Annotated in this window: 20 protein-coding genes; 10 read left to right on the top strand and 10 right to left on the bottom strand. The window is 68.0% G+C overall.

The genetic code is table 11. The annotated features are described in order from the left end of the window. Positions 1-8: 8 nt before the first annotated feature. Positions 9-776, bottom strand: a complete 768-nt coding sequence (locus tag C1706_RS03555; protein ID WP_129457865.1) for a DedA family protein — start codon at positions 774-776, stop codon at positions 9-11. Positions 777-967: 191 nt separating this feature from the next. Here C1706_RS03555 and C1706_RS03550 point away from each other — a divergent pair, with 191 nt between their 5' ends. The 5 genes from C1706_RS03550 (at position 968) to C1706_RS03530 (ending at position 6,462) form a co-directional block, all read left to right on the top strand. Next, positions 968-2,068, top strand: coding sequence for an ABC transporter ATP-binding protein (locus C1706_RS03550; protein WP_129457864.1), 1,101 nt, complete (start codon positions 968-970; stop codon positions 2,066-2,068). A gap of 144 nt (positions 2,069-2,212) precedes the next feature. After that, complete coding sequence (locus C1706_RS03545; protein ID WP_129457863.1) at positions 2,213-3,592, top strand: DUF4032 domain-containing protein; 1,380 nt, start codon at positions 2,213-2,215, stop codon at positions 3,590-3,592. 45 nt (positions 3,593-3,637) lie between these two features. Further along, complete coding sequence (cysS, locus tag C1706_RS03540; protein ID WP_129457862.1) at positions 3,638-5,065, top strand: cysteine--tRNA ligase; 1,428 nt, start codon at positions 3,638-3,640, stop codon at positions 5,063-5,065. Between the two features lie 5 nt (positions 5,066-5,070). Then, a complete protein-coding gene (gene rlmB / locus C1706_RS03535) occupies positions 5,071-6,075 on the top strand; it encodes a 23S rRNA (guanosine(2251)-2'-O)-methyltransferase RlmB (RefSeq protein ID WP_129457861.1) in 1,005 nt (334 codons plus the stop codon). A 24-nt stretch (positions 6,076-6,099) separates the two neighbouring features. Continuing rightward, positions 6,100-6,462 (top strand): DoxX family protein, encoded by a 363-nt coding sequence (locus C1706_RS03530; RefSeq protein WP_129457860.1) that lies wholly within the window; start codon positions 6,100-6,102, stop codon positions 6,460-6,462. A gap of 145 nt (positions 6,463-6,607) precedes the next feature. Here the strand turns inward: C1706_RS03530 and C1706_RS03525 are convergent, their stop codons facing one another. After that, positions 6,608-7,852, bottom strand: a complete 1,245-nt coding sequence (locus C1706_RS03525) for a S49 family peptidase (protein ID WP_129457859.1) — start codon at positions 7,850-7,852, stop codon at positions 6,608-6,610. Positions 7,853-8,006: 154 nt separating this feature from the next. Between C1706_RS03525 and C1706_RS03520 the strand changes: the two genes are divergently transcribed. Then, positions 8,007-9,455 carry a glycine hydroxymethyltransferase gene (locus C1706_RS03520; RefSeq protein ID WP_129457858.1) on the top strand — a complete coding sequence of 483 codons (1,449 nt, stop codon included), beginning with the start codon at positions 8,007-8,009 and terminating at the stop codon, positions 9,453-9,455. A gap of 62 nt (positions 9,456-9,517) precedes the next feature. On the opposite strand, the gene C1706_RS03515 is transcribed toward C1706_RS03520, so the two are convergent. Further along, positions 9,518-11,206, bottom strand: a complete 1,689-nt coding sequence (locus tag C1706_RS03515; RefSeq protein WP_129457857.1) for a DUF2207 family protein — start codon at positions 11,204-11,206, stop codon at positions 9,518-9,520. A 37-nt stretch (positions 11,207-11,243) separates the two neighbouring features. Here C1706_RS03515 and C1706_RS03510 point away from each other — a divergent pair, with 37 nt between their 5' ends. After that, on the top strand, positions 11,244-12,530 hold the full coding sequence (locus C1706_RS03510; RefSeq protein WP_129457856.1) for a neutral zinc metallopeptidase: 1,287 nt from the start codon (positions 11,244-11,246) through the stop codon (positions 12,528-12,530). 64 nt (positions 12,531-12,594) lie between these two features. On the opposite strand, the gene ispF is transcribed toward C1706_RS03510, so the two are convergent. The 3 genes from ispF to C1706_RS03495 are packed head-to-tail and all read right to left on the bottom strand — an operon-like array spanning position 12,595 to position 14,269. Continuing rightward, entirely contained in the window at positions 12,595-13,065 is a 471-nt protein-coding gene (gene ispF, locus C1706_RS03505; protein WP_129458075.1) for a 2-C-methyl-D-erythritol 2,4-cyclodiphosphate synthase, read from the bottom strand. Further along, positions 13,065-13,772, bottom strand: a complete 708-nt coding sequence (gene ispD, locus C1706_RS03500) for a 2-C-methyl-D-erythritol 4-phosphate cytidylyltransferase (RefSeq protein WP_129457855.1) — start codon at positions 13,770-13,772, stop codon at positions 13,065-13,067. The genes ispF and ispD overlap by 1 nt, the downstream gene beginning before the upstream one ends. A gap of 11 nt (positions 13,773-13,783) precedes the next feature. Then, the gene (locus C1706_RS03495; protein ID WP_129457854.1) at positions 13,784-14,269 is read right to left on the bottom strand and encodes a CarD family transcriptional regulator; all 486 of its coding nucleotides are present in this window, start codon (positions 14,267-14,269) and stop codon (positions 13,784-13,786) included. 343 nt (positions 14,270-14,612) lie between these two features. Between C1706_RS03495 and C1706_RS03490 the strand changes: the two genes are divergently transcribed. Continuing rightward, entirely contained in the window at positions 14,613-15,206 is a 594-nt protein-coding gene (locus C1706_RS03490) for a hypothetical protein (RefSeq protein WP_129457853.1), read from the top strand. A 16-nt stretch (positions 15,207-15,222) separates the two neighbouring features. Here C1706_RS03490 and C1706_RS03485 read toward each other — a convergent pair whose 3' ends face one another. Further along, positions 15,223-15,900, bottom strand: a complete 678-nt coding sequence (locus C1706_RS03485) for a response regulator (protein ID WP_129457852.1) — start codon at positions 15,898-15,900, stop codon at positions 15,223-15,225. After that, entirely contained in the window at positions 15,897-17,021 is a 1,125-nt protein-coding gene (locus C1706_RS03480; protein ID WP_164987413.1) for a sensor histidine kinase, read from the bottom strand. The genes C1706_RS03485 and C1706_RS03480 overlap by 4 nt, the downstream gene beginning before the upstream one ends. Positions 17,022-17,209: 188 nt before the next feature. On the opposite strand from C1706_RS03480, the gene phoU reads away from it, so the two are divergent. Then, positions 17,210-17,875: a phosphate signaling complex protein PhoU gene (phoU, locus tag C1706_RS03475; RefSeq protein ID WP_129457850.1), complete on the top strand. Its 666-nt coding sequence runs from the start codon at positions 17,210-17,212 to the stop codon at positions 17,873-17,875. Positions 17,876-17,948: 73 nt separating this feature from the next. Here the strand turns inward: phoU and C1706_RS03470 are convergent, their stop codons facing one another. After that, complete coding sequence (locus tag C1706_RS03470) at positions 17,949-18,701, bottom strand: phosphoglyceromutase (protein ID WP_129457849.1); 753 nt, start codon at positions 18,699-18,701, stop codon at positions 17,949-17,951. Positions 18,702-18,825: 124 nt separating this feature from the next. Here C1706_RS03470 and C1706_RS03465 point away from each other — a divergent pair, with 124 nt between their 5' ends. Continuing rightward, positions 18,826-20,256, top strand: coding sequence for an MGDG synthase family glycosyltransferase (locus tag C1706_RS03465; RefSeq protein WP_129457848.1), 1,431 nt, complete (start codon positions 18,826-18,828; stop codon positions 20,254-20,256). A gap of 18 nt (positions 20,257-20,274) precedes the next feature. Here the strand turns inward: C1706_RS03465 and C1706_RS14825 are convergent, their stop codons facing one another. Continuing rightward, entirely contained in the window at positions 20,275-22,449 is a 2,175-nt protein-coding gene (locus C1706_RS14825) for an ATP-dependent DNA ligase (RefSeq protein WP_129457847.1), read from the bottom strand. Between the last annotated feature and the right edge of the window lie 148 nt (positions 22,450-22,597).

Genomic DNA, 22,597 nt, shown 5'->3' with positions numbered 1-22,597 from the left:
GGCGCCGTTCAGTCCTGGTCGGCGCGGGCTGCGCCCGTCTTCTCCGCGGCAGCACGTTGCCGCTCGCGGTAGAAGTAGACCGCCAGCATGCCGACCAGGATTGCGATCGAGACGTACCACAGGTACTTGCCATAGGTGTCGACGGCGGCCACGGCCGGTTCGCCGATCCAGTAGCCCAGCGCCATGTAGCCGGCCGACGTCACCAGCGCACTGGCGAACGCAACGCTGAGGAACTTGCGCAGGCTTGTTCCGGCTGCGCCCAACGCCGCGTAGACGACGGCCGCAGGGATGGGGATCGGGAGGAACGTCACGAAGATCGCCAACGATTCGTAGCGGCGCGCCCACCCCCAGGCCCGTTCGTAACGGCGCTGCGTGCGCGGCGACTTGCCGTAGACCCACACGTCGAGGATCGAACGGCCCCACAGGCGCCCTGCCCACCAGTAGATCCAGTCGAACTTCATGCTCATCAGCGCACCGAACACCAACACCAGAGGCCACCAGTGGTCGCCCACCGCAGCTAAGGCCCCCACGAGCACCAACCCCGTGCGGTAGCCGAGCGAGCCCAGCAGGTGCGGCGCCAGCCCCAGCATCACCGGACGCAAGGGAAGCATGACCAGCCCGTAGATCGCCGCCACGCTGATGGCGCTCAAGCAGATGATGTCGGCGCGTCCGGGCTTGTGCTTCCACGGCATACCTTCGGCCTGCCACCACTCCTCCCCAGCCGGATCGTCTCCGGAAGAGGCGTCCGGCAGGGCGGGATCGGGCTGTTCGCTCACGGGCGCACAATACCCGGCCACACTACCCGATTGGCCTGACCAAAACAGCCTCCGGACAGCACCTCGAGAGCTTCGCTGCGAAGTCGCCGCAGTGTCACCGGACGTGCTTAGATGGCGCTAGACCGTGAAGGTGCGGTCGGTTCCACCAAGGATCGTCGGGCACGTACCTGCCCGTGGAAAGGAGTGCGGCGATGGCCGCTGTTTCGTTTAAGGACGCCACCCGTGTGTACCCGGGTGCCGATCACCCCGCCGTTGACAAGCTCAACTTGGAAATCGGCGATGGCGAGTTCATGGTTCTCGTCGGCCCCTCCGGCTGTGGCAAGTCCACCTCCCTGCGCATGCTCGCTGGCCTCGAAGAGGTCAACGCAGGGTCCATCACCATCGGCGACCGCGACGTCACCGACCTTCCCCCGAAGGACCGCGACATCGCGATGGTGTTCCAGAACTACGCCCTGTACCCGCACATGACGGTTGCGGACAACATGGGCTTCGCGTTGAAGATGCAGAACGTGCCGAAGGAGGAGCGCGAGAAGCGCGTCCTGGAGGCCGCCAAGCTGCTGGGCCTCGAAGACTTCCTCTCCCGCAAGCCGAAGGCCCTCTCCGGTGGCCAGCGCCAGCGCGTCGCCATGGGCCGCGCCATCGTCCGCCAGCCGCAGGTCTTCTTGATGGATGAGCCGTTGTCCAACCTGGACGCGAAGCTCCGCGTGTCGACCCGTACCCAGATCGCCGCACTGCAGTCCCGCCTGGGCGTCACCACCGTCTACGTGACCCACGACCAGATCGAGGCCATGACGATGGGTGACCGCGTCGCGGTCATGAAGGACGGCGTCCTGCAGCAGGTGGATTCTCCGCTGGCGCTGTACGACCGTCCCGACAACCTGTTCGTCGCAGGCTTCATCGGCTCCCCGGCCATGAACCTCATCCCCGGCAAGATCGTCGAGGGTGGCGTCCAGGTCGGCGACTACGTCGTCCCGGTGGCCCGTGAGGTGCTCGCCAAGACAAGCGGCGAGTCGGATCTGACGCTCGGCATTCGCCCGGAGACCTTCGTCCCGGCCGAAGGCAACGACGGCATCGCCGTCGAGATCGCCCTGGTCGAGGAACTCGGCGCCGACTCCTACCTGTACGGCACCCGTGCGGGCCTGTCGGACGAGGAGAAGCTCAACGCTCCGCAGATCGTCGCCCGCCTGCAGTCGCGTCACCCGCTCGCACCGAACCAGACGGTTCGCCTGCGTCCGACGCCCGACTCGCTGCACGTGTTCTCCAACGCGTCCAGCAAGCGGATCAGCGACTGATCCTCGCGTTCGTCCACCACGGCCCCGCCCGCGCTCGTCGCGGCGGGGCCGTGGTGCTGCTCGGGCCCGGCTGCGAAGGACGCCCCGCCCAGCCGACCTGCGCGTCCCCCGGTGCGCTGAGGGCGTAGATGGTTGAATAGGGCCGTGCCTCGCTTCCTTGCGGCTCAGCCCGACGCCCGCCTGATTCCGCTGCCGTGGCACCTTCCCCTCGAGCAGTGGCCTAACGACGTCTTGGTGGCCCTCCCCCGCGGTATTTCCCGCCACGTCGTCCGGTTCATTCAGGTCGGTTCGGAGGTGTTCGCCGCCAAGGAGGTCCTCGAAGGTTCGGCGATGCACGAGTACCGGATGCTGACCGATCTCAATCGCCTCCGGGCCCCAGCCGTCGAACCGTCCGGCGTCGTCTCCGGCCGGGTGGATGCGCACGGTTCGCCGCTGGATTCGATCCTGCTGACCCGCCACCTGCAGTTCTCCTTGCCGTACCGCTCTCTTTTCTCCACGGGTGTGCGACGCGAGACGGTCTCACGGTTGATCGACGCCATGGTGGTCTTGTTGGCCCGCCTGCATCTGACCGGGTTTCTGTGGGGCGACGTGTCCCTGTCGAACATCTTGTTCCGGCGGGACGCGGGCGAGTTCGCCGCCTACCTGGTGGACGCGGAGACTGGCGAACTGCACGACACCTTGTCCGATGGGCAACGCCTCCACGATCTCGACATCGCCGTGGTGAACCTCTTTGGCGAGTTCTCCGATCTGAAGGAGGGCCGCATGCTTGATGAGCAACTCGATCCGCTGGCCCTGGTCAAGCAGATCGAGACCCGCTACCACGACCTGTGGCAGGAACTCACGGGCGTGGAGGAGTTCGCCGGGAGCGAGTTGTCGCGCATCGAGTCACGCGTGCGCCGCCTCAACACCTTGGGCTTCGATGTCGCCGAACTCGACATCCAGACGTCCCCTACCGGCGAGACGATCCGCATCCAGCCCAAGGTGGTGGATGCGGGCCACCACAGCCGACGCCTCTTGCGGCTCACGGGCCTGGACACCGAGGAGAACCAGGCACGGCGACTCCTCAATGACCTGGACACCTACCGGGCCCAGAACAACCTCAGCCACACCGAGGAGTCAGTGGCAGCCCACCAGTGGCTGATGAACGCCTTCGAGCCGGTCGTCACGGCGATCCCGCCCGACCTGGCGGGCAAGCGTGAACCGGCCCAGATCTTCCACGAGGTACTCGACTACCGCTGGTACCAGTCCCAGCGCGAACGGCGCGAGGTTCCGCTGACCGAGGCGGTGCAGGGGTACATCCGCGATGTGCTGTCAGCGCTGCCCGACGAAGTGATCTCCTCGGAGATGATCAGCCCGCTGGGCGAGCAGCGGCAGTTGGTCAACCCGCTCGATCCTTCGCAGGGGTTCGTCGACGACCAGGACATGCCCGTGGATCCCTGGGAGGCCGAGGCCTACGCCCCCGGAACCGAGGTGCTGCCCGACCATCTGGACATCGATGCGCTGCGGCGCCGAGCGGGACGCTGAGCGGCCTTTCTCCTGCCTTCGGGCTCGCCTCGATAGGATGCCCAGGTGAGCCTTCGCCTGTATGACACCGCCAGCCGCATGAAGCGCGACTTCGTCCCCCTCGTGGAGGGGCACGTGTCGATTTACGCCTGCGGCCCGACGGTTCAGAAGGCGCCGCACCTGGGTCACGTCCGCAAGGAGGTCAACTTTGACGTCTTGCGCCGCTGGCTGGAGCACACCGGCTATGAGGTCACGCTGATCTCGAACATCACCGACATCGACGACAAGATCCTCCTGCTCGCCCAGGAGTCGGGCGAGCCGTGGTACGCGCTGGGTTATCGCGTCGAGCGGATCTTCCACGAGGCCTATCGGGCCCTGGGGATCAAGGCGCCCACCTACGAGCCGCATGCCACCGCCCACATCCCGGAGATGATCGAGCTCATCGAGATCCTCATCGCCAACCAGCACGCCTACGCCGCCCCCGACGGGTCCGGGGACGTCTACTTCGACGTGGCCAGCTGGCCCTCCTATGGGGAACTGTCCGGTCAGAAGGCCGACGAGATGGTCACCGGGGAAGGCGTCGAGGAACGCGGCAAGCGTGATCCACGCGACTTCGCGCTGTGGAAGGGCACCAAGCCCGGCGAACCGGACACCGCTTCGTGGGATTCGCCTTGGGGCAAGGGGCGCCCCGGCTGGCACATCGAATGCTCCGCGATGGCGGGCAAGTACCTGGGCCCGAGCTTTGACATTCACGGTGGCGGCCTCGATCTGCGCTTCCCCCATCACGAGAACGAACTGGCCCAGTCGCGCGCTGCGGGTCGCCCGTTCGCGAACTTCTGGGTCCATAACGCGTGGGTGACCCAGGCCGGCGAAAAGATGAGCAAGTCGCTGGGGAACACCGCCGACGTGCTGGAGGCCGTCGCCCGCTACGGCGGGCGTGCGATCCGGCTCTACCTGGCAGGCCCGCACTACCGCTCCTCGGTGGAACTGTCCGATGAGTCGCTGGCCGAATCGGCAGCCCAACTCGAGCGCGTCGACTCCTTCCTGGCCCGTGCCGCAGCCAAGCTCTCGGCCGTCGAACTCGCAGGGGACGAGCCCCTCGGGCAGGTGCCTGCCGACTTCGCCGCCGCCATGGACGACGACCTCGGCACCCCGCAGGCGCTGGCGGTGCTGTTCAACACGGTGCGCGAAGGCAACCAGGCGCTCGACCGGGGCGATCTGCCCGCCGTCGGCGCCGCGCTGGCGTCCGTGACGGCCATGCTCGGCGTCCTGGGGTTGGATCCTGCCGCGCCGGAGTGGGCGTCCGCCGCATCCACCGACGACCTCACCCCCGTGGTCGACCGCCTCGTCCAAACGGTGCTCAGCCAGCGCGAGCAGGCGCGAGCACGCAAGGACTGGGCGTCCGCCGACGCCATTCGGGACGCGCTTAAGGACGCGGGCCTGACCATTGAGGACACCAAGGATGGGGCTCGCTGGAGCCTCGGGAAGGCCTGATCATCATGGCCGGGAACAGTCAACGTAAGGGAGCCGTCCGCAAGCGCGGCAAGGGCATTGGGAACTCCGGGATCACCGCCGGATCGGGCGGCCGCGTCAAGCGGGGTCTGGAGGGCCGCGGCCCCACCCCGAAGGCCGAGGATCGCCCCTACCACAAGGCCTATCGCAACCGCCGGCCTGAGGAGTCGCCCATCTCGGGGAACAAGCCGCGCGGGCGCCGGACCCCTCCGGGCGAGCAGCGGGTCCGTACCGAGCAGCGCAAGGCACCGGGCGCGGAATGGGTCATCGGACGCAACGCCGTCTTGGAGGCGCTTCAGGCGGGCCTGCCCGTGCGGCGCGGCTACCTCATGGAGGGCGCTGAGCGCGACTCACGGGTCAGCGACATTCTGCGGCTCGCGGCCGAGCAGGGGCAGACGCTGTTGCAGGCGTCCCGCTCCGAACTCGACCGCATGACCGCGGGGGCCGTCCACCAGGGGGTTGCGCTCCAGCTTCCCGAGTTCGAATACGCCCATCCCGGCGACGTGCTCGATGCGGCGTTGGACCACACGGCCCCGCTGGTGGTCGCATGCGACTCGATCACCGATCCGCGCAACCTGGGCGCCATCATCCGTTCGGCGGCTGCGTTCGGCGCGGCGGGCATCATCTTGCCCGAGCGCCGTTCGGCCCACATGACGGCTGCCTCGTGGAAGACGTCAGCCGGTGCTGCGGCGCGGGTTCCGATCGCCTTGGCGACGAACCTCAACCGGGTCATCAAGGAGTACGCCGACGCGGGCTTCGTCGTGGTGGGTCTTGCGGGCGAAGGGGAAACCCCGATCGCCGACATTCCCGGCGTGGACGGCCCCGTGCTGCTGGTCGTCGGCTCCGAAGGCGACGGCCTGTCTCGCCTCGTGCGCGACAACTGCGACGTGCTGGCATCCATCCCGATCAGTTCCGCGGTGGAGAGCCTCAACGCGTCCGTGGCTGCTTCCATCGCGTTGTACGCCATCGAGGCGGCCCGAGCGGACGCCTAACCTCAAGGCCCGGAGGGAGCCTGCATGATCATCGCACTGTGGAGCATCAACGGTCTGTTGGCCGCCGTGTTCGCGGCGGCGGGGATCGTGAAGATCGCGACCCCGTACGAGCGGCTGAAGACCCGGGGGATGACCTGGGTCGAGGAGTACACCCCTGCCGTGGTCCGCGCGATCGGGGTCGCCGAACTGCTCGGCGCGGTAGGCCTGATCGTTCCGCGGCTGCTGAACGTGGCACCCATCCTGACGCCCATCGCCTCCTTGTGCCTGGCCGCGACGATGGCAGGGGCCCTGGCCACCCACGTGCGGCGCAAGGAGCCCTACGCCCCTGCACTGATCCTGGGGCTTGCCTGTCTCGCCTCCGCGCTGCTGGGTTTCGTCGCGCGCTAGGCCACGCCCACGGCGTGGCCGCCGCCCCCTGACGCGCCTCGACGCGCTACGGGGCCCGGAAACGCCGATGGCCGGCGCCTCGTCACGAGGCACCGGCCATCGATGCGTCCTGCGCCGCGTGCTCTCAGCACCCAGCCTCAGGGTGTTACCCGCAGAACGCGGAGAGATCCCCGTGAAGGGCGACCGGCTTCACCGAAGTGGCGCAGATCGCCGCGGACGCGCGTGCGGGCTGACCGCCGGTGGGCTTCACCGCCGGTGACACCCCCAGGGGGCGCGCGTCGGCGCCGAACAACTGGTTCAGCAGCGAGGAGCCCGCCGACTGCACCAGCCGGGTGTTGTTCGGATCGACACCTGCCTTCTCGGCGAAGTGCCGCAACGCCTCATCGCGCCCCATCTGCGCGTCGATGAGGCCATAGCGCTGCGCGTCGGCGGGCGCGAACAAACCGGCCCCCAACTGGTCGACGATCACCGACTTCTCGATGCCCCGCTTGGCCGCCACGAAGTCGACGAAATCGGCATAGAAGGCCGTGGCGATGTTCGTGAGCTCTTGGCGTTCGCCCGGCGTCAGATCCCGGTACGGATCCCCGGCGGTCTTGCCGGTTCCTGCGCTGATGTACTCGCTGTCGATGCGTTCAGCCACGACGACGCCACCCAGGACGCTGCCAGCCGCCGTCACGTTGCGGTAGCGCTGCAGCGGACCCATGACGACGCCGATGCTGCCGACGGTGGCACCGTGATCGACGACGATCTCGTCCGCACCAGCCATGGTGTACATGCCGCCGGAGGCCGACATCTCCTCCACATACGCAAACACCTTGTGGCCCGTGCGTTGCCGGTAGCGGTCGATGGCGTCGGCCATGGCACGCGACCCGGAGATCGAGCCGCCCGGGGTGTTCATCAGCAACACCACCCCGGCTGCATCGTCGGCCGTGAGCGAGTCGAGCACGTCGGCCACCTCGTAGCCGAACGTGCCTTGGGTCAGGCCCAGACCGTCACCGCCGGAGGTCTGGATGGTGCCCGTGACGGGAATCGCACGCAGCTTGTTCGCCGCAGTTTCCTTGCCCCAAATCGTGGACAGTCGCTCGGTCTGCGGGGTGCTCCCCGCCGCCAGCGTCGCACCGGTCGCGGCGAAAGCCATCAGGACGAGGCCGCCGAGGAGGCTGGCCACCAGGCTCGCCACGATGATGGCGAGGCCTGCGCCGAATCCGGCCCCCGCCCCGAGGCCGAAGCCGCGCCGGAAGGGGGTCTCGGGCCGGAAGGGCCTGCCTTGGGGAGGTAAAGACGGTGCCGACATCGGGCGGGATTCGGGTGGGGTGCGCGGGCGGGGTTCGTGACCGCCGGTCGGTTGCTGGTCGTCGGGTTGGATGCTGTCCTGGGGTGTCTCGTTCATGGTCACCTCTGGTTGTGTGGTTGGGGGACTATCACCCAACCTAGCGGCCCCTCCCCTGGCTCGCGCCGAGGAAGGACCGTCCGCCGGGCAGTGCCGCGCCGGGCTGAGGCACCCGCGTTGATAGATTGTCGGCACCGACGACCTTGCACAGGAGATGTTCGTGTCCGACTACGCCGCAACCGCGTCTAGCGTTTACACCCAAGCCTTGTCGATCATCAGCAGCGTCGAGCCGCGGATCAGTGACGCCATCGGCGCCGAACTGGCCGACCAGCGGGCCTCGCTGAAGCTGATCGCGTCCGAGAACTACGCCTCGCTCGCCACCCTGCTCACCATGGGCAACTGGCTCAGCGACAAGTACGCCGAAGGAACGATCGGTCACCGGTTCTACGCCGGGTGTCGCAACGTGGACACCGTGGAATCCGTGGCCGCCGAGCACGCCCGTGAACTGTTCGGCGCCGAATACGCCTACGTACAGCCGCATTCGGGCATCGACGCGAACCTCGTCGCCTACTGGGCGATCTTGAACAAGCGCATCGAGGCACCCGCCCTGGAGCGGCTGGGCGCCAAGAACGTCAACGACCTCACCGAAGCCGACTGGGAAGAGTTGCGCCGCACCTTCAACGAGCAGCGCGTCATGGGCATGAGCCTGGACGCGGGCGGTCACCTCACCCACGGCTTCCGCCACAACATCTCCGGCAAGATGTTCTCCCAGCACTCCTACGGGACCGACCCGGAGACCGGCCTCATCGACTACGACCAACTCTTGGCCGATGCTCGCGAGTTCAAGCCCCTCATCCTGGTGGCTGGCTACTCCGCCTACCCGCGCCGGGTGAACTTCGCGAAGATGCGCGCGATCGCCGACGAGGTGGGCGCCACCCTGTTCGTCGACATGGCTCACTTCGCTGGCCTGGTGGCAGGCAAGGTCTTCACCGGCGAGGAGAACCCGGTCGGGTATGCCGACGTCGTCGCGTCCACGACGCACAAGAGCCTGCGTGGCCCGCGCGGTGGCTTCCTGCTGTCCACCGCCGAATACGCGCCCTTCATCGACAAGGGGTGCCCGATGGTCCTGGGCGGCCCGCTCTCGCACGTGATGGCCGCCAAGGCCGTCGCGTTCGCCGAAGCTCGCACCGCCGACTTCCAGGCGTACGCGCAGCAGGTGGCCGATAACGCCCAAACGCTGGCCGAGGGTCTCCTCAGGCGCGGGGTGCGCCTGGTCACGGGCGGGACGGACAACCACCTCGTCCTGCTCGATGTGGAGTCCTCCTTCGAGCTGACCGGGCGACAGGCCGAATCGGCGCTCCTGGACGCCGGGGTCGTCACGAACCGCAACTCGATCCCCCGCGACCCCAACGGCGCCTGGTACACCTCGGGCATCCGGGTGGGGACGCCCGCGCTGACCGCGCGCGGCTTCGGTGCCGCCGAGTTCGACCGAGTCGCAGAACTCATCGCCAATGTGCTCGCCAACACGACGCCGGTGACCGCCTCCACGGGCAAGCCCGGCAAGGCGAAGTACACCCTGGCCGACGGCGTCGCCGACCGCACCAAGGCCGCCTCGGCCGAAATGCTGGCCGCCAACCCGCTCTACCCCGGCCTGGAACTGTAAGGCGTTTCTGACGACACGAGGGCCCCGCACCGGCGAACGGTGCGGGGCCTCGTGCATACGGATCAGCGTTCGAGGAGGCGTCCCTCAACGGTGGTGATGAAGTGGCGCAGCGACTCCGGCAGATCGGACAACTGCCAGCCCTGAGGACCGTGATACCAACTCAGGTCGGTCTCGTCGGGGTCGGGATCGTCATCCGTGGCCGCCAACCCGTCCAGCCAGCGCCCCAGCCCGCCCAAAACGATCGCGTAGGGCAGCACCTCCGACAGTTCCGCTTCGGCCTTGGCGGGCGGTATTTCGTCGGTCGGCTGGGTCAGCAGTTGGCCGCGCAGGATGTCGAGCCCCGTCAACACCTTCACCCCCGCCTGGGTGCGTGCAGGCACGTCCTGGATCACCCAGCCGAAACCGGCCGCCAAGGCGACCAAGACGAGCCCGAGCAGGCCGAACTCGGTGAAGGCGATCAGGAGGCCCGCGGCCACGACCGCAACCCCGAGACCCACCCAGGTCGCGACCGCGAAAGCGTTCTTGCGCACGTCGGGGCGCCGCGCGAACCAGCCGCTGGCGACCACGTCGTCATACAGTTCCCCTTGCAGGCGGGGCAGGATGCCGCCAATACGGCCCGCCAGCTCAGACACCCGAGCCGGTGCACCATCGTGGGGCTGCAACGCGTCCAGCAGCGTCGACTCGAAGGGACGCAGCGGGCGCGGGTTGTCGTGACGCAGGTGCAGTTCCCAATCGCCTTGGGCGAACCGGCCACGGGGAAGCTCCCGGATCAGCAGCGAGCCATGCACCGCCAGATCGACCACCGTCGCCGTGACATCCACCGGGTCGGCGCGGCCATCGATCAAGGTGCCGACCTGGCCAGGACGCACATCGTCCGACACCTCGAACTCGCTGCGGCCAGGACCGACCGGGCGGAACGTGCCCACGATGGTGGGAGTCAGATCCGGAGACGGCTCACGGCGCAGCCGGCGCGACAGGAACACCAGGCCCAAGAGGCCACCGATGGCGAGCAAAGCCGCCAGGCCCAGGGGCAGGGGCGCCAAAGAAAGGGCGCGATCCAGCGTCCAATGGTGCGTCAGCACGGCGTTCGGTGACACCGACCCCGCCGCGAACCGCAACGTCACCTGAACCACGTCACCGGCGCGGCGCGGGCCGTCGTGGAAGGTCGGGTCGGGAGCGTCATGCGTCCCACCGCGGTACCAGCCGCAGGCTCCCGGGGAGGTAGCCGACCCCGCCGCGCAATCGATCATGGTGAACAGGGCGGGCGCCTTGACGGTGGCCTCGAAGGTCTCCACGGGGAGGTTGAGCCCTTGCAACAGCCGCCACGTCACGGTCGTCCCGTCCCCGTTGTCGAAGGCCGCGCCGCGCACCGTGTACTCCAAGACGACCGGCTCTGCGCTGGTCAGCGGAATGGTCACCACGGCGGCGTCCGGCTGCTGCGCGACCGACGCCCCCGCGTCTACCCCACCCCGTGTGGCGCGCACATCCGAGAGGGTGAACGCGTAGGAACGGTTGCCTGTCGTCTCCTCGCTGGTCGCAAAGCGCTGCACCAGATCGCCGCCTGCGGCGTCCGGCGCGATGGTCGCCTTGACATGCAAAGCGCCATCGGCGGCAATGGTGGCGGCCACGGTGTAGGAGGTGATCTGCGCAGCCGCGAAGGCGGGCCGCGCGAAGGGCCCCGCCAGGAGCGTGGCGACGGCGACCAGGAACAGCACGAGGGTGCGCAGAGGGCGCGATGGCGTGAACGGCACGGTGAGAACCTACAGCACCCCCGCTAGGGTGTGCCGTGTGAGCCAGCAGCAGTGGGGATCCCCGCCTCAGCCCCCGTCCGGCGGAAACTGGGCCCAGGGGCGTCCCCCATGGCAGGGCGGCAACGCCGGTTGGGGTGGGCACCACTACGTGCCGGGCCCCTCACAAGCTCCCGGCCCCTGGTCGAACCCCGCAGGCCAGCCCAGCGGACCCGGGGCTCACTATACCCCTGGTCCACGGCCCGCGCCCGGGGGTCCCTGGCAGCAGCAACCCCCGAATCAGGGTTGGCAGCAGCCTTCTCCGGGCCCATGGCAGCAGGCCCCCGGATCCTGGCAGGCCCCGGGTGGCAACTGGCCGCCGCCGCCTCGCAAGCGCAGCGGTTTCGGCACGCTGGTCAAGGTCGTCGTGGCCGTCGTCGGGGTCATCTTTGTCATCAGCATGGTCAGCCCTCTGGTTTCAGGCTTCCGGCCCGGCGGCGGCGCGAGCCCGACTCCCGGTCAGTCCAATGGGCCGGTCTATCAAAACGAGGACTACGTTCCCCCGGCCGTCTCCAAGTCTCCCCCGCCCGTCCCTGGGCCTAAGAACCTGGACGCGGCCCATCAACTGGTGAGCGACAACCCGCTCTACTCGCAGACGGTGCCGGTGCCCACGAACTGCAAGATGTCCAACACGAAGCCGCTCCAGCAAATGTCGCCCAAGGAGAAGGAAGCCCACTTCAACGAGCAGGTGGGCTGCCTGATGACGGTGTGGGTCAACCCTGTGGAGAAGTCCGGTTTCACGCTGCCGCGTCCGCCCGTGTACGTCTACACGTCCCCGATCAAGACCGCCTGCGGCGATTTCGACTCGGTCAACGCCGCCTACTGCACCGCCGATCAGCGCATCTACTATTCCGACGAATTGCTGGATTCCCTCTCCAGCGAGGCGGCTCAGGGCAGGTATGCGGGGGAACTTGTCATGGCGCACGAGTTTGGGCACGCCGTCCAGGCGCGCACAGCGATTTTGATGTCCGAACGCGCGTTGGAAACCGACGCCACCACCAAGGCCGCCACCCAGGAACTCTCGCGGCGCGTGGAGGTCCAGGCCGATTGTTTCGCCGGGGCGTACGTGCAATCGGTGGCGCGCAGCCAGAAACTGACGTCGGCTGACGTGGCCAACCTGAAGAAGGTGACCTACACCATCGGTGACGACGTGCTCTCCGGCAAGGAGGGTTACGTCGGTGGTCACGGCACCGGCAAGGCGCGCCAGGCGTGGTTCACGCGCGGCTTGGAGGATGCTCAACTGGGCGTGTGCAACACGTTCACGGCCCCACCGGATCAGGTGCGCTGATCCGAGCAGGGAGGATGCCTCAGGCCTCACCTGGTCCGCGGACCGGGTGAGGCCGTTCCTTTGCTCAGGTGACCTCGAAGAGCAGGGCCGTCGCCATGGCCGCGACGCCCTCGCCGCGTCCGGTCAGCCCCAGCCCATCGGTCGTCGTTGCCGACACCGACACAGGGGCCCCCACAGCCTGGGAGAGCACCGCTTCGGCTTCGACCCTCCGAGCCGCGATACGCGGACGGTTGCCGATGATCTGGACGGCCACGTTGCCGGGGGTGAACCCAGCGGCTCGCACGCGGCGAGACGTCTCCTCCAGCAGGGACACCCCGGAGGCACCGGCCCACGCAGGGTCGCTGGTGCCGTAGTTGCTGCCCAAGTCGCCCAGGCCCGCCGCCGACAGCAGCGCATCGCACATGGCGTGGGCGGCAACGTCTCCGTCGGAGTGGCCCGCCAGCCCTTGGGGCTCCTGCGGGAAGAACAGTCCGGCGCAGTGCATCGGGGCCTCCGCACTGAGGCGGTGTACGTCCGTGCCGAGGCCGATGCGCATCACGCGGCTCCGCCCGCAACCGCCACCGCGAGCGCCACATCCAGCGGTTCGGTGACCTTGAAGGCCAGCCGATCACCGGCCACCAGGGTGACCTCGTGGCCGGTGTACTCCACGGCTGCGGCGTCGTCGGTGACCGGGGTACCCGTATCGGACAGCACGGCGTGAGCTGCCTCGATGATCGAGCGCCGGAACCCTTGCGGAGTCTGGACGCCACGCAGGCGAGTCCTGTCGATGACGTGAGAGCCCGCCTCGTCGACCTCGCGGATCGTGTCGGCCACAGGGACCACCGGGATGGCCGCGTCGGCTCCGGAACGGACGGCGTCGATCACCCGCGCCACGACGTCGGACGGCACGAAGGCCCGCGCCGCATCGTGAATGAGGACGAGCGCCTCCGCGTCGGCGATCACATCGGGCAACACCGCCAGCCCCGCGGCAACGGAGTCTTGGCGTTGCGCACCCCCCACCACGCGCTGCACGGGCAACGGCGCATCGAGAAGGTCCGCATCGAACAGTTCGGCCGTCTCGGCCGGGACGACGACCACGGCCTGCTGGACGCCCCCCGCAGCCAACTGCGTGAGCGACCGCCGCAACAGCGTGACGCCCGCCACCGGAACGAGAGCTTTCGGCACGGCGGCCCCCAGCCGGGAACCGGAACCGGCCGCCACCACGATGGCGACGACCGGTTCGGCGATGAAGTCTGTACTCATCGGTTGTTCATCTAGGAGGCGAGCACCTCGTCGAGCATGACCTCCGCACGGTCTTCCTCGACCTTCTCGGCGAGCGCCAACTCTGAGACGAGGATCTGGCGAGCCTTGGCCAGCATGCGCTTCTCACCAGCAGACAGGCCTCGCTCGCGCTCACGCCGCCACAGATCGCGAACGACCTCGGCCACCTTCATGACGTTGCCCGAGTGCAGCTTTTCCAGATTCGCCTTGTAACGGCGCGACCAGTTAGTCGGCTCCTCCGTGTGCGGCGCACGCAACACCGAAAACACCCGCTCGAGGCCATCGGCGTCGACGACGTCGCGCACACCGACCAAATCGAGATTGCAGGCTGGAACCCGCACCACGAGATCCGTTTGCCCGACGATCCGCAAGACCAGGTAGAGACGTTCCTCACCCTTGATCGTCCGGGCTTCGATGTCTTCGATGACAGCCGTCCCATGATTCGGGTAGACGACCGTTTCTCCGACTGCAAAAGTCATAGTGTTGACCCCTTCCCGACATCCATCATACCACGGTCGTACATGGCTCCCGAGATCGAAACCTCTAGCCAGAGTGGAGTTGGGTGCCTTGACAATCTCGCAAGAATGTGAATCTGCGCAGAACTATCGCATCAAATAGGGTCAGCACACACACTACGACCGTAGTCAGACCGGGACCAGCCGACGCGCGAAACTGTCGCCACCGAACTCCGCGATGCGCGCCCACACCGGTTGCGCTGCGGTCACGAACCGCGCCGCGCACCCATGCGAGCTACCACCCCACGCACGCGTTTCGTTAGGGTGAGGCCATTCGAGGTGGATCACGACCAGGAGGACTTCCGCCATGCATCTGAGCACCCCTAAGCGCAGGGCTGCGCACGTCATGATCGCAGCCGCCGCGTCGGCCCTGCTGTTGTCCGGCTGCGGCTTCAACGCTCAGACGCTGCAGCCCTACACGCCGGCCGAGGGTGTCAACACCCAGATCGGCGACGTGAAGGTGCGCAACCTGGTCGTCGTGAGTGACGACGAAGGCCACGGCTACCTGTCCGCCTCCCTCGTCTCCCCCAAGAACACCGCTTTGGTCTCCGTCGCCGGCAATCCGATCAAGCTCGACGGGGCTGCGGGGGCGTCGTTCAAGGTCGGTGGCGGGCTGCCCGTCTCCCTGACTTCGAACCAGCTCGTGGTCTTGACCAACCCGACCGCTACCCTCACCGTGTCGAGCCCCGACCTGCGGCCGGGGCTGGTCGCGTCCGTGGCCCTGGAGTTCGCCTCCGGTGACCGGCAGGTCGTGCAGGCCCCCGTGCTGAGCCCCAAGGACCCGGTCTATGCGACGGTCTCCCCCGCCCCGAGTAGCGAGGCCACGGCGAGCCCCACGCACACCCTGCCGACCAGCACCACGGATCGGGGCACGGCTCCCACCCCGACGGCGACGCCGTAGGGGGAAGGGCTGGCGCTCAGCCTTCGAACTTGTAGCCCAGCCCGCGCACGGTCAGCAGCAGGGCCGGGTTGGCGGGGTCGGACTCGATCTTGCCGCGCAGGCGCTTCACATGGACGTCCAACGTCTTGGTGTCCCCGACGTAGTCGGCACCCCAGATGCGGTCGATGAGTTGCCCGCGCGTCATCACCCGGCCCGCGTTACGCAACAGCATCTCCAGGAGCTCAAACTCCTTCAACGCCAGCCGGACGGGGCGCCCGTCGACCCAGACCTCGTGCCGTTCGACGTCCATGCGGACGCCCGCGGCCTCAATCACATCCGGCACCAGCTCGACGTCGTGCCCCCGGCGCAAGACCGCCCGGACGCGGGCCACCAGCTCACGGTGGCTGAACGGCTTGGTGACATAGTCATCGGCGCCCAGCTCCAACCCGACGACCTTGTCGATCTCGGCGTCGCGCGCGGTCACCATGATGATCGGAACCGTGCTGCGCTGCCGCAGGCGTCGGCACACTTCGGTGCCTGACAGGCCCGGCATCATGAGGTCGAGCAAGACGATGTCGGCTCCATGCCGTTCGAACTGCACCAGCCCTTCGGCACCATCGGAGGCCAAGATGACCTCGAAGCCTTCACGCTCCAGCATGAAGCCCAGCGCGTCGCGGTAGCTCTCTTCGTCCTCGACGATCAAAACGACGCTCACGCGTCCTCCTCCAGGTCAGGGGCTGCGGGCAGCTCCATGGTGAACGTGGAACCGCTGCCGACGCGACTCCACAAGGTGATCGAACCGCCGTGCGCCTCCACGATCTCGTTCACGATCGACAGCCCCAAACCCGTGCCGCCCGTCTGTCGGCTGCGGGCGAAGTCGACGCGGTAGAACCGCTCGAACACCCTGCGCTGATCCTCTTCGCTGATCCCGATGCCGTTGTCGGAGACGCCGATCGCGATCTTGTCCCCGTCCGGGGAGGGCACCAGGCGCGTGGTGACGACCACGCGCGCCTTGGTGTCGGAATAGTGGATCGCGTTGTGCAGCAGGTTGACCAGCGCCGTGATGAGCTGGTCGCGGCTACCGCGAATGCTGAGCCCGCGCGCCCCGCTCGTGGTGAGGCTCACTGAGCGCTGCTCGGCCAGGTGACGGCTGCGATCCAACGCTGTGGCGACCACCTCGTCAATGTCGACCATGCTCAGGGTGGCCAACTGGGTGCCCTGCACATGCGACAACTGGACGATCTGGGTGACGAGTTGCGTCAACCGCGCGGACTCGCCCTGGATCTTGCCCGTGAAGCGCCGCACAGCCTCGGGATCGTCGGCGGCCTGCTCGGCGGCCTCGGACAGCAAAGTGATCGCGCCGATCGGCGTCTTCAACTCGTGGGTGGCATTGGCCATGAAGTCCCGCGCCGAAGCCTCCACGCGCAGGGCGGCCGCCCGATCGTCCGCCACGACGAGCACGACGCCATCATCGAGGCGCACGACACGCACGGCGAGGCGCTGCCCCGTGCGTCCTGACCGCGTCTGATCGAGGTTGACTGCGGCCGTTTCCCCATCGCGACGCACCTCGCGAACCAGTTCCAGCAGGGCCGGTATCGCCACCCGGTCCCCGCGGACCAGGCCAAGGTCAGCAGCCGCCGTATTCGCGCCGAGGATTTCGTCTTGATCGCCGACCAGGACGCCGCCCGCACGCAGGGCGTCCAGGACGCGTTGGCGTTCGGGACCGGGGTCAGGCGGGGGCGCGGCCAGCCGGATACGCATCGCGACATGGGTGGCGATCGTGGCGAACACGGCCCCGACCACGACGCCGAGCGCGGCGGCCATAGCGGGAGTCACGGCTCGATCATAGGACGCCTCCCCTCGCCTTCTGGGGGGGTTGCGGCGGGCCTGCCGCGAGCGCCGTTGAGCGTTCATGCAGTGTTCACTCGGCGTTGGCCTGGTGGCGGGCTTAAGATTCCGACCGTACGTAGGGTTGGTGGTCGATGCAGTCCCACGAAGTGCCCAAGGAGAGGAACGCAGCGAATATGCGCGCGAGTTACCACGAGGAACTGTCGTCGGTCGTCGACGATCTCGTCACGATGACCGAGAAGGTCAGCACGGCCGTCGAGGACGCCACCCGTTCCCTGCTGGACGCCGACCTGGCCCTCGCCGAGAAGGTCATCGGCGCCGACGCCACCCTGGATCAATTGCACGACGATCTTGAGTCGCGCTGCTTCACCTTGCTGGCGCGGCAGTCCCCCGTCGCCGGTGAACTGCGGACGATCGTCGCCGCCCTGCGCATGGTGGCGGATCTGGCTCGCATGGGCGATCTCGCTGCCCACGTCGCCAAGATCGCCCGCATGCGGTACCCGAAGCCCGCCGTGCCGGAGCCCATGCAGCAGAACTTCCGCCGCATGGCCACCCTGGCCGAAGAGATGGTGCAGATCGCCGGGCGCACCCTGCGTGATCGCAACGTTTTGGACGCCGAGAAGATGGCCGACGACGACGAGGAAGTGGACAACCTCCGCACCCACCAGTTCCGTCTCCTGTTGGACGAGAACTGGAACCATGGCGTCGAGGCGGCCGTCGACTGCGCCCTGCTGGGCCGCTACTACGAGCGCATCGCCGACCACGCGGTGCTGATGGGCAGCCGCGTCATCTACATCGTCACCGGCATGCAGCCCGAAGGCGAGAACTGGACGATCGCCTGACGCGTCCCGGCGCAACGAGGCCCCGCACCCAACTATCGGGTGCGGGGCCTCGTGACGTGTGCGGCCAGGAGGACTACTTCTTCTTGCCCTGGTTCTTCACGGCCTCGATGGACGCCTTCGCGGCCTCCGGGTCGAGGTAGCGGCCACCCTTGGTGACAGGCTTGAAGTTCTCGTCGAGTTCGTAGAACAGCGGGATGCCGGTGGGGATGTTCAGCCCGGCGATGTCGGCGTCGCTGATCTCGTCGAGGTGCTTGACCAGCGCGCGCAGCGAGTTGCCGTGCGCCGTCACCAGGACCGTCTTGCCTGCGGCCAGGTCGGGCTTGATGTTGCTCTCCCAGTAGGGAAGCATCCGCACGACGACGTCGGCGAGGCATTCGGTCTGGGGACGCTCGTCCTCGGGAATGTCGGCGTAGCGGGGGTCATTCCACTGGCTGAACTCGGCGTCTTTGTCCAGCGGGGGCGGCGGGACGTCGTAGCTGCGACGCCACTCCATGAACTGCTTCTCGCCGTACTTCTCCAGCGTCTCGGACTTGTTGAGGCCCTGCAAAGCGCCGTAGTGACGCTCGTTGAGGCGCCACGAGCGCTCCACGGGGATCCAGTGCCGATCAGCCACGTCGAGGGCGGTGTAGGCGGTGTGGATGGCGCGGCGCAGCAGCGAGGTGTGCAGCTTCTCGGGCAGCAGGCCCTGCTCCTTGAGCAGCTCGCCAGCCCGGACGGCTTCGGCGGCGCCCTTCTCATTCACGTCGACGTCCACCCAGCCGGTGAACAGGTTCTTCTGGTTCCACTCGCTCTCGCCGTGGCGCAGAAGGATCAGCTTGTACGTCATGGTCACGAGTTTATCGCTGACGCCTGCCCCGCGGGGACGTCCCTCCTTGGCGATACGCGCGCAGAGGGCACCGCTCGGGCCCCGGGTCGTCCGCGGCCAGGCATCCGCTGGTTAAGCTGGCCCGATGGAACGCAAGGTGATGATCCTCAGCGCTGGCGTCGGCTCGGGGCACAACAGCGCTGCCGCGGCTCTGCAGCGCGTCGTCGCGAACCGCCCTGACGTCAGCACCGTGACCACCCTCGACGTGTTGACCACGACGCCTGGGTTCTATCGGGCCGTGTACGACGACGGCTACTTCGAGATGGTCGCCCGCGCCCCGTGGCTTGTCGGCTGGGGTTACGACCAGGTTGACAGCCCGTTCCAGCTCGGCAGCCGCGTCCCGTGGTGGGACCAGATCAACACCACCGAAACGGTCGCCAAGATCAAGGAGTTCTCCCCCGACCTCGTCTTGGCCACGCACTTCCTCCCGGCCCGCATCGTCGCCAATCTGCAGACCTCTCGGGATCTGTTCACCCGCCTGGCGATCATCACCACCGACTACGACGTCCAGGGGCTGTGGCTCACCAACACGTTCTCGCGGATCTTCCTGGCCCGCGAGGAATCCCGGCAGTACCTCATCTCCTCCGGGTTCCCCGAGGACCGACTCACCGCCTCCGGGATTCCCGTGCGCTACGAGTTCGGGCAGCAGGTCGACCGTGCGGCCGTCCTGGCCACGTTCGGTCTGCGCGAGGGGATCCCGATCCTCCTCATTTCTGCGGGGGCGGCGGGCGGGGCCTACGCCCTGCGTATCGTGCAGCAGATGCAGGCCCGCACCGAGCCCTTCCAGGCTGTGGTCGTGTGCGGCCACAACGCCGACCTGAAGCAGGACGTGGACGCCCTCGTGCGCCACGACACCGACCGGTTCCACGTGCTCGGCTACACCACCGCGATGCCAGACCTGATGCGCGTCGCGTCCCTGTTCATCGGTAAGCCCGGCGGGTTGTCCTCCTCCGAAGCCATGGCGGCGGGGCTCCCCATGGCGCTGATCAACCCGATCCCGGGTCAGGAAGTGCGCAACAGCGACTACCTGCTGGAACAGGGGGCCGCCGTGCGCAACAACTACGACACCACCATCGGCTGGAAGCTCGGCGAACTCCTCGGCGACCCCGCTCGGCTGGCGCGAATGAGGCAGGCGGCTGTCGTGACCGGGCGTCCAGCGGCCGCCACCACCGTCACGGAACAGATGCTCGCCGACCGCGACGGACAGTTGTGGATCAGCGACAAAGCGCAGCGTTCCCTGCGCGAGGCAAGCCACCTCGACAAGCCGGAGCGGCCCGCGTCGTCCAAGCAGCGGCTGCGTACCCTCTTCGACGCTGAATCTGGCCGCTCGGCCGCCCTCATCACCGACGGTCAGCTCACCGAACTCTCCAAGGTGATGTGGGCGTCGGGCCACGCCATGACCCTGGAACGCAGCCGCCTGCGCGAGATCTCCACCCTGCAACTCGATCCCACGCTCATCACGATGCTCCGCAACGTCTTGGGGCACCGCTCCGCGATGAAGGTGACGATCGACTAGCGACAGGGCTGGCTGCGGTCAGGCTGTGCCCAAGACGTCGTCGAGGTCGTAGCTGACCGGTTCCTCCAGTTGGGCATAGGTGCACGACTGCGGGGTACGGTCCGGGCGCCAGCGCGAGAACTGAGCGGTGTGCCGGAACCGCTCCCCCTCCATGTGCTCGTAGCGCACCTCGACAACGCGCTCGGGGCGCAGGGGTGTGAAGGAGAGATCCTTCTTCGCATTCCAGCGGCTGTGGGCGGCAGCGGTCGGCGTCCGAGGTGCGGAACGATCCCGGTTATCGGGCGAGGACTCCTGCGGGGCCGCCCACGACCAGGGGTGATCCTCCAGCGTCGTCACGAGCGGTTGCAGTTCGGCGAACAGTTCGCGCCGCCGGGCCAGGGGGAAGGCCCCGATGACGCCGACCGAGTTGAGGTTCCCCTGCGGGGTGTAGAGCCCCAACAGGAGCGAGCCGATCGCGTCGGGTTCATCGCGGTAGAGCCGGTACCCGGCCACCACACAGTCGGCGGTGCGTTCGTGCTTGATCTTGAACATGACGCGCTTGTCTTCGGCATAGGCCGCGTCCACCGGCTTGGCGATGACGCCATCCAGCCCCGCCCCCTCGAACTGCGTGAACCACTGCCGGGCCAACTCGCGGTCGCGGGTGGTCCGGGTGAGGTAGATCGGGGGGCGCGCGTGCGCGAGGGCTTGCTCCAAGGCGGCACGGCGCTCAGCGAAGGGACGCTCGGCGTAGTTGTCCTCGCCGAGGGCGAGCAGGTCGAAGGCGACGAAGCTCGCCGGGGCCTCGCGGGCCAGTTTCGCGATCCGCGAGGCGGCAGGATGGATGCGTTGCTGCAGCAGGTCGAAGTTGAGCCGATCGCCGGTGTGCGGATCAACCATGATGATCTCGCCGTCGATGCACGCCCGCTCCGGGAAGCTGGCCTTGACCGCCTCGACCAGTTCGGGGAAGTACCTGGTCAGCGGGCGGCTGTTCCGGCTGCCGAGTTCCACCCGGTCCCCCGACCGCCAGATGATGCTGCGGAACCCGTCCCACTTGGGTTCGAAGAGGACATCGGCGCTCGGGAACTCCTTGACCAGCTTGGCCAGCATGGGGCCATAGGGCGGCACGATGGGCATGCCCCAGTCGGCGTCCCGCTCCGCTTTCGGCGCCAGGTAATCGGCCTCAGGACGGTCGGCCTTGCGGCGGCTGGGCGGGACGCGGGGCGGTTCGCCGGGCATCTTGGGGTAGTCGGGCGGATAGTTGAGTTCCCCCAGGCCGCGTTCCAGGTCGGCCTCCCACAGCGCCAGGGCCCCCGTCAGGTGGCCGACATGGGCGTCGATCCCAGCCCAGGCGTCCCCGCGCTCCTGCAGAAGGCCAGGGACGGTGTGGATCGTCCAATCCGCCGGACGCGTTCCGGGGAGTTCCTCCCAGGTCAGTGGTGTGGAGACGGGCGCTCCAGGCAGGGGACGCGGGGAGTAGGCCCCCGCGATCGTGCGGTCGCGGTTGGCCTGGTTGAAGTCGACGAACACCTTCGCGCCTCGCTCTTCCTTCCACCAACTCGTCGTGACCAGGTCGGGAAGCCGCCGTTCGAGTTCGCGCGCGATCCCGATGACGCCGTGGCGCACGTCCACGAACTCGTGCTCGGGGGCGATGCGGGCGTACACGTGGACGCCGCGGTTGCCCGACGTCTTGGCGAAGGCGACGAGCCCGACCTCGGCCATCAGGTCACGCAGGGCCAGCGCGGCCGTCACCGCGTCGACGATGTCGCGGCCGGGTTGGGGGTCCAGGTCGATGCGCAGTTCGTCGGGGTTGTCGAGGTTCGCCGTGCGGACCGGCCAGGGATGGAAGGTCAGCGTCCCCATCTGGGCGGCCCACACCAACTCGGCGGGCTCTTGGAAGACGAGTTGCTCGTGGCGCCGCCGCGACGGATAGGTGCAGGTGACGGTGCGCAGGTAGCTGGGTGCGCCCCGAGGCGGGCGCTTACTGAAGAACTCCTCCCCGTCGATGCCGTCGGGGAACCGCTGGAGGGTCATGGGACGGTCCCCGTTGAGGTGGAGGAAGGGCTCGGCCACGGCGAGGAGGTAACGGGCAAGATCGGCCTTCGTTACCGCGGGGCTAGTGGCAGCGCCAGGCCACAACACCTTGTCAGGACTGGACAGCTTCACGGTGCGGGGCCCGTGGGGCCCGGGAACCTCAAGCATCGCTGCATCGGCCATGGCGCCCAGGCTAGGGCCCCGGGCCTCCCCCCCGCCATCACCCCACCTGTGCACCCAGTCCGGCCGCGCCCCTCCGGCTCGCGCCCTCACCGGCAAGGCAACCGTGGTGACACAGGGCGGTCGAGGGCTGGAAATGTCCCCCAGGCCG

The sequence above is a fragment of the Propioniciclava flava genome, from assembly GCF_004126535.1.
GTDB classification, from domain to species: domain Bacteria; phylum Actinomycetota; class Actinomycetes; order Propionibacteriales; family Propionibacteriaceae; genus Propioniciclava; species Propioniciclava flava.
This window is presented reverse-complemented; position numbering and strand designations above follow the sequence as displayed.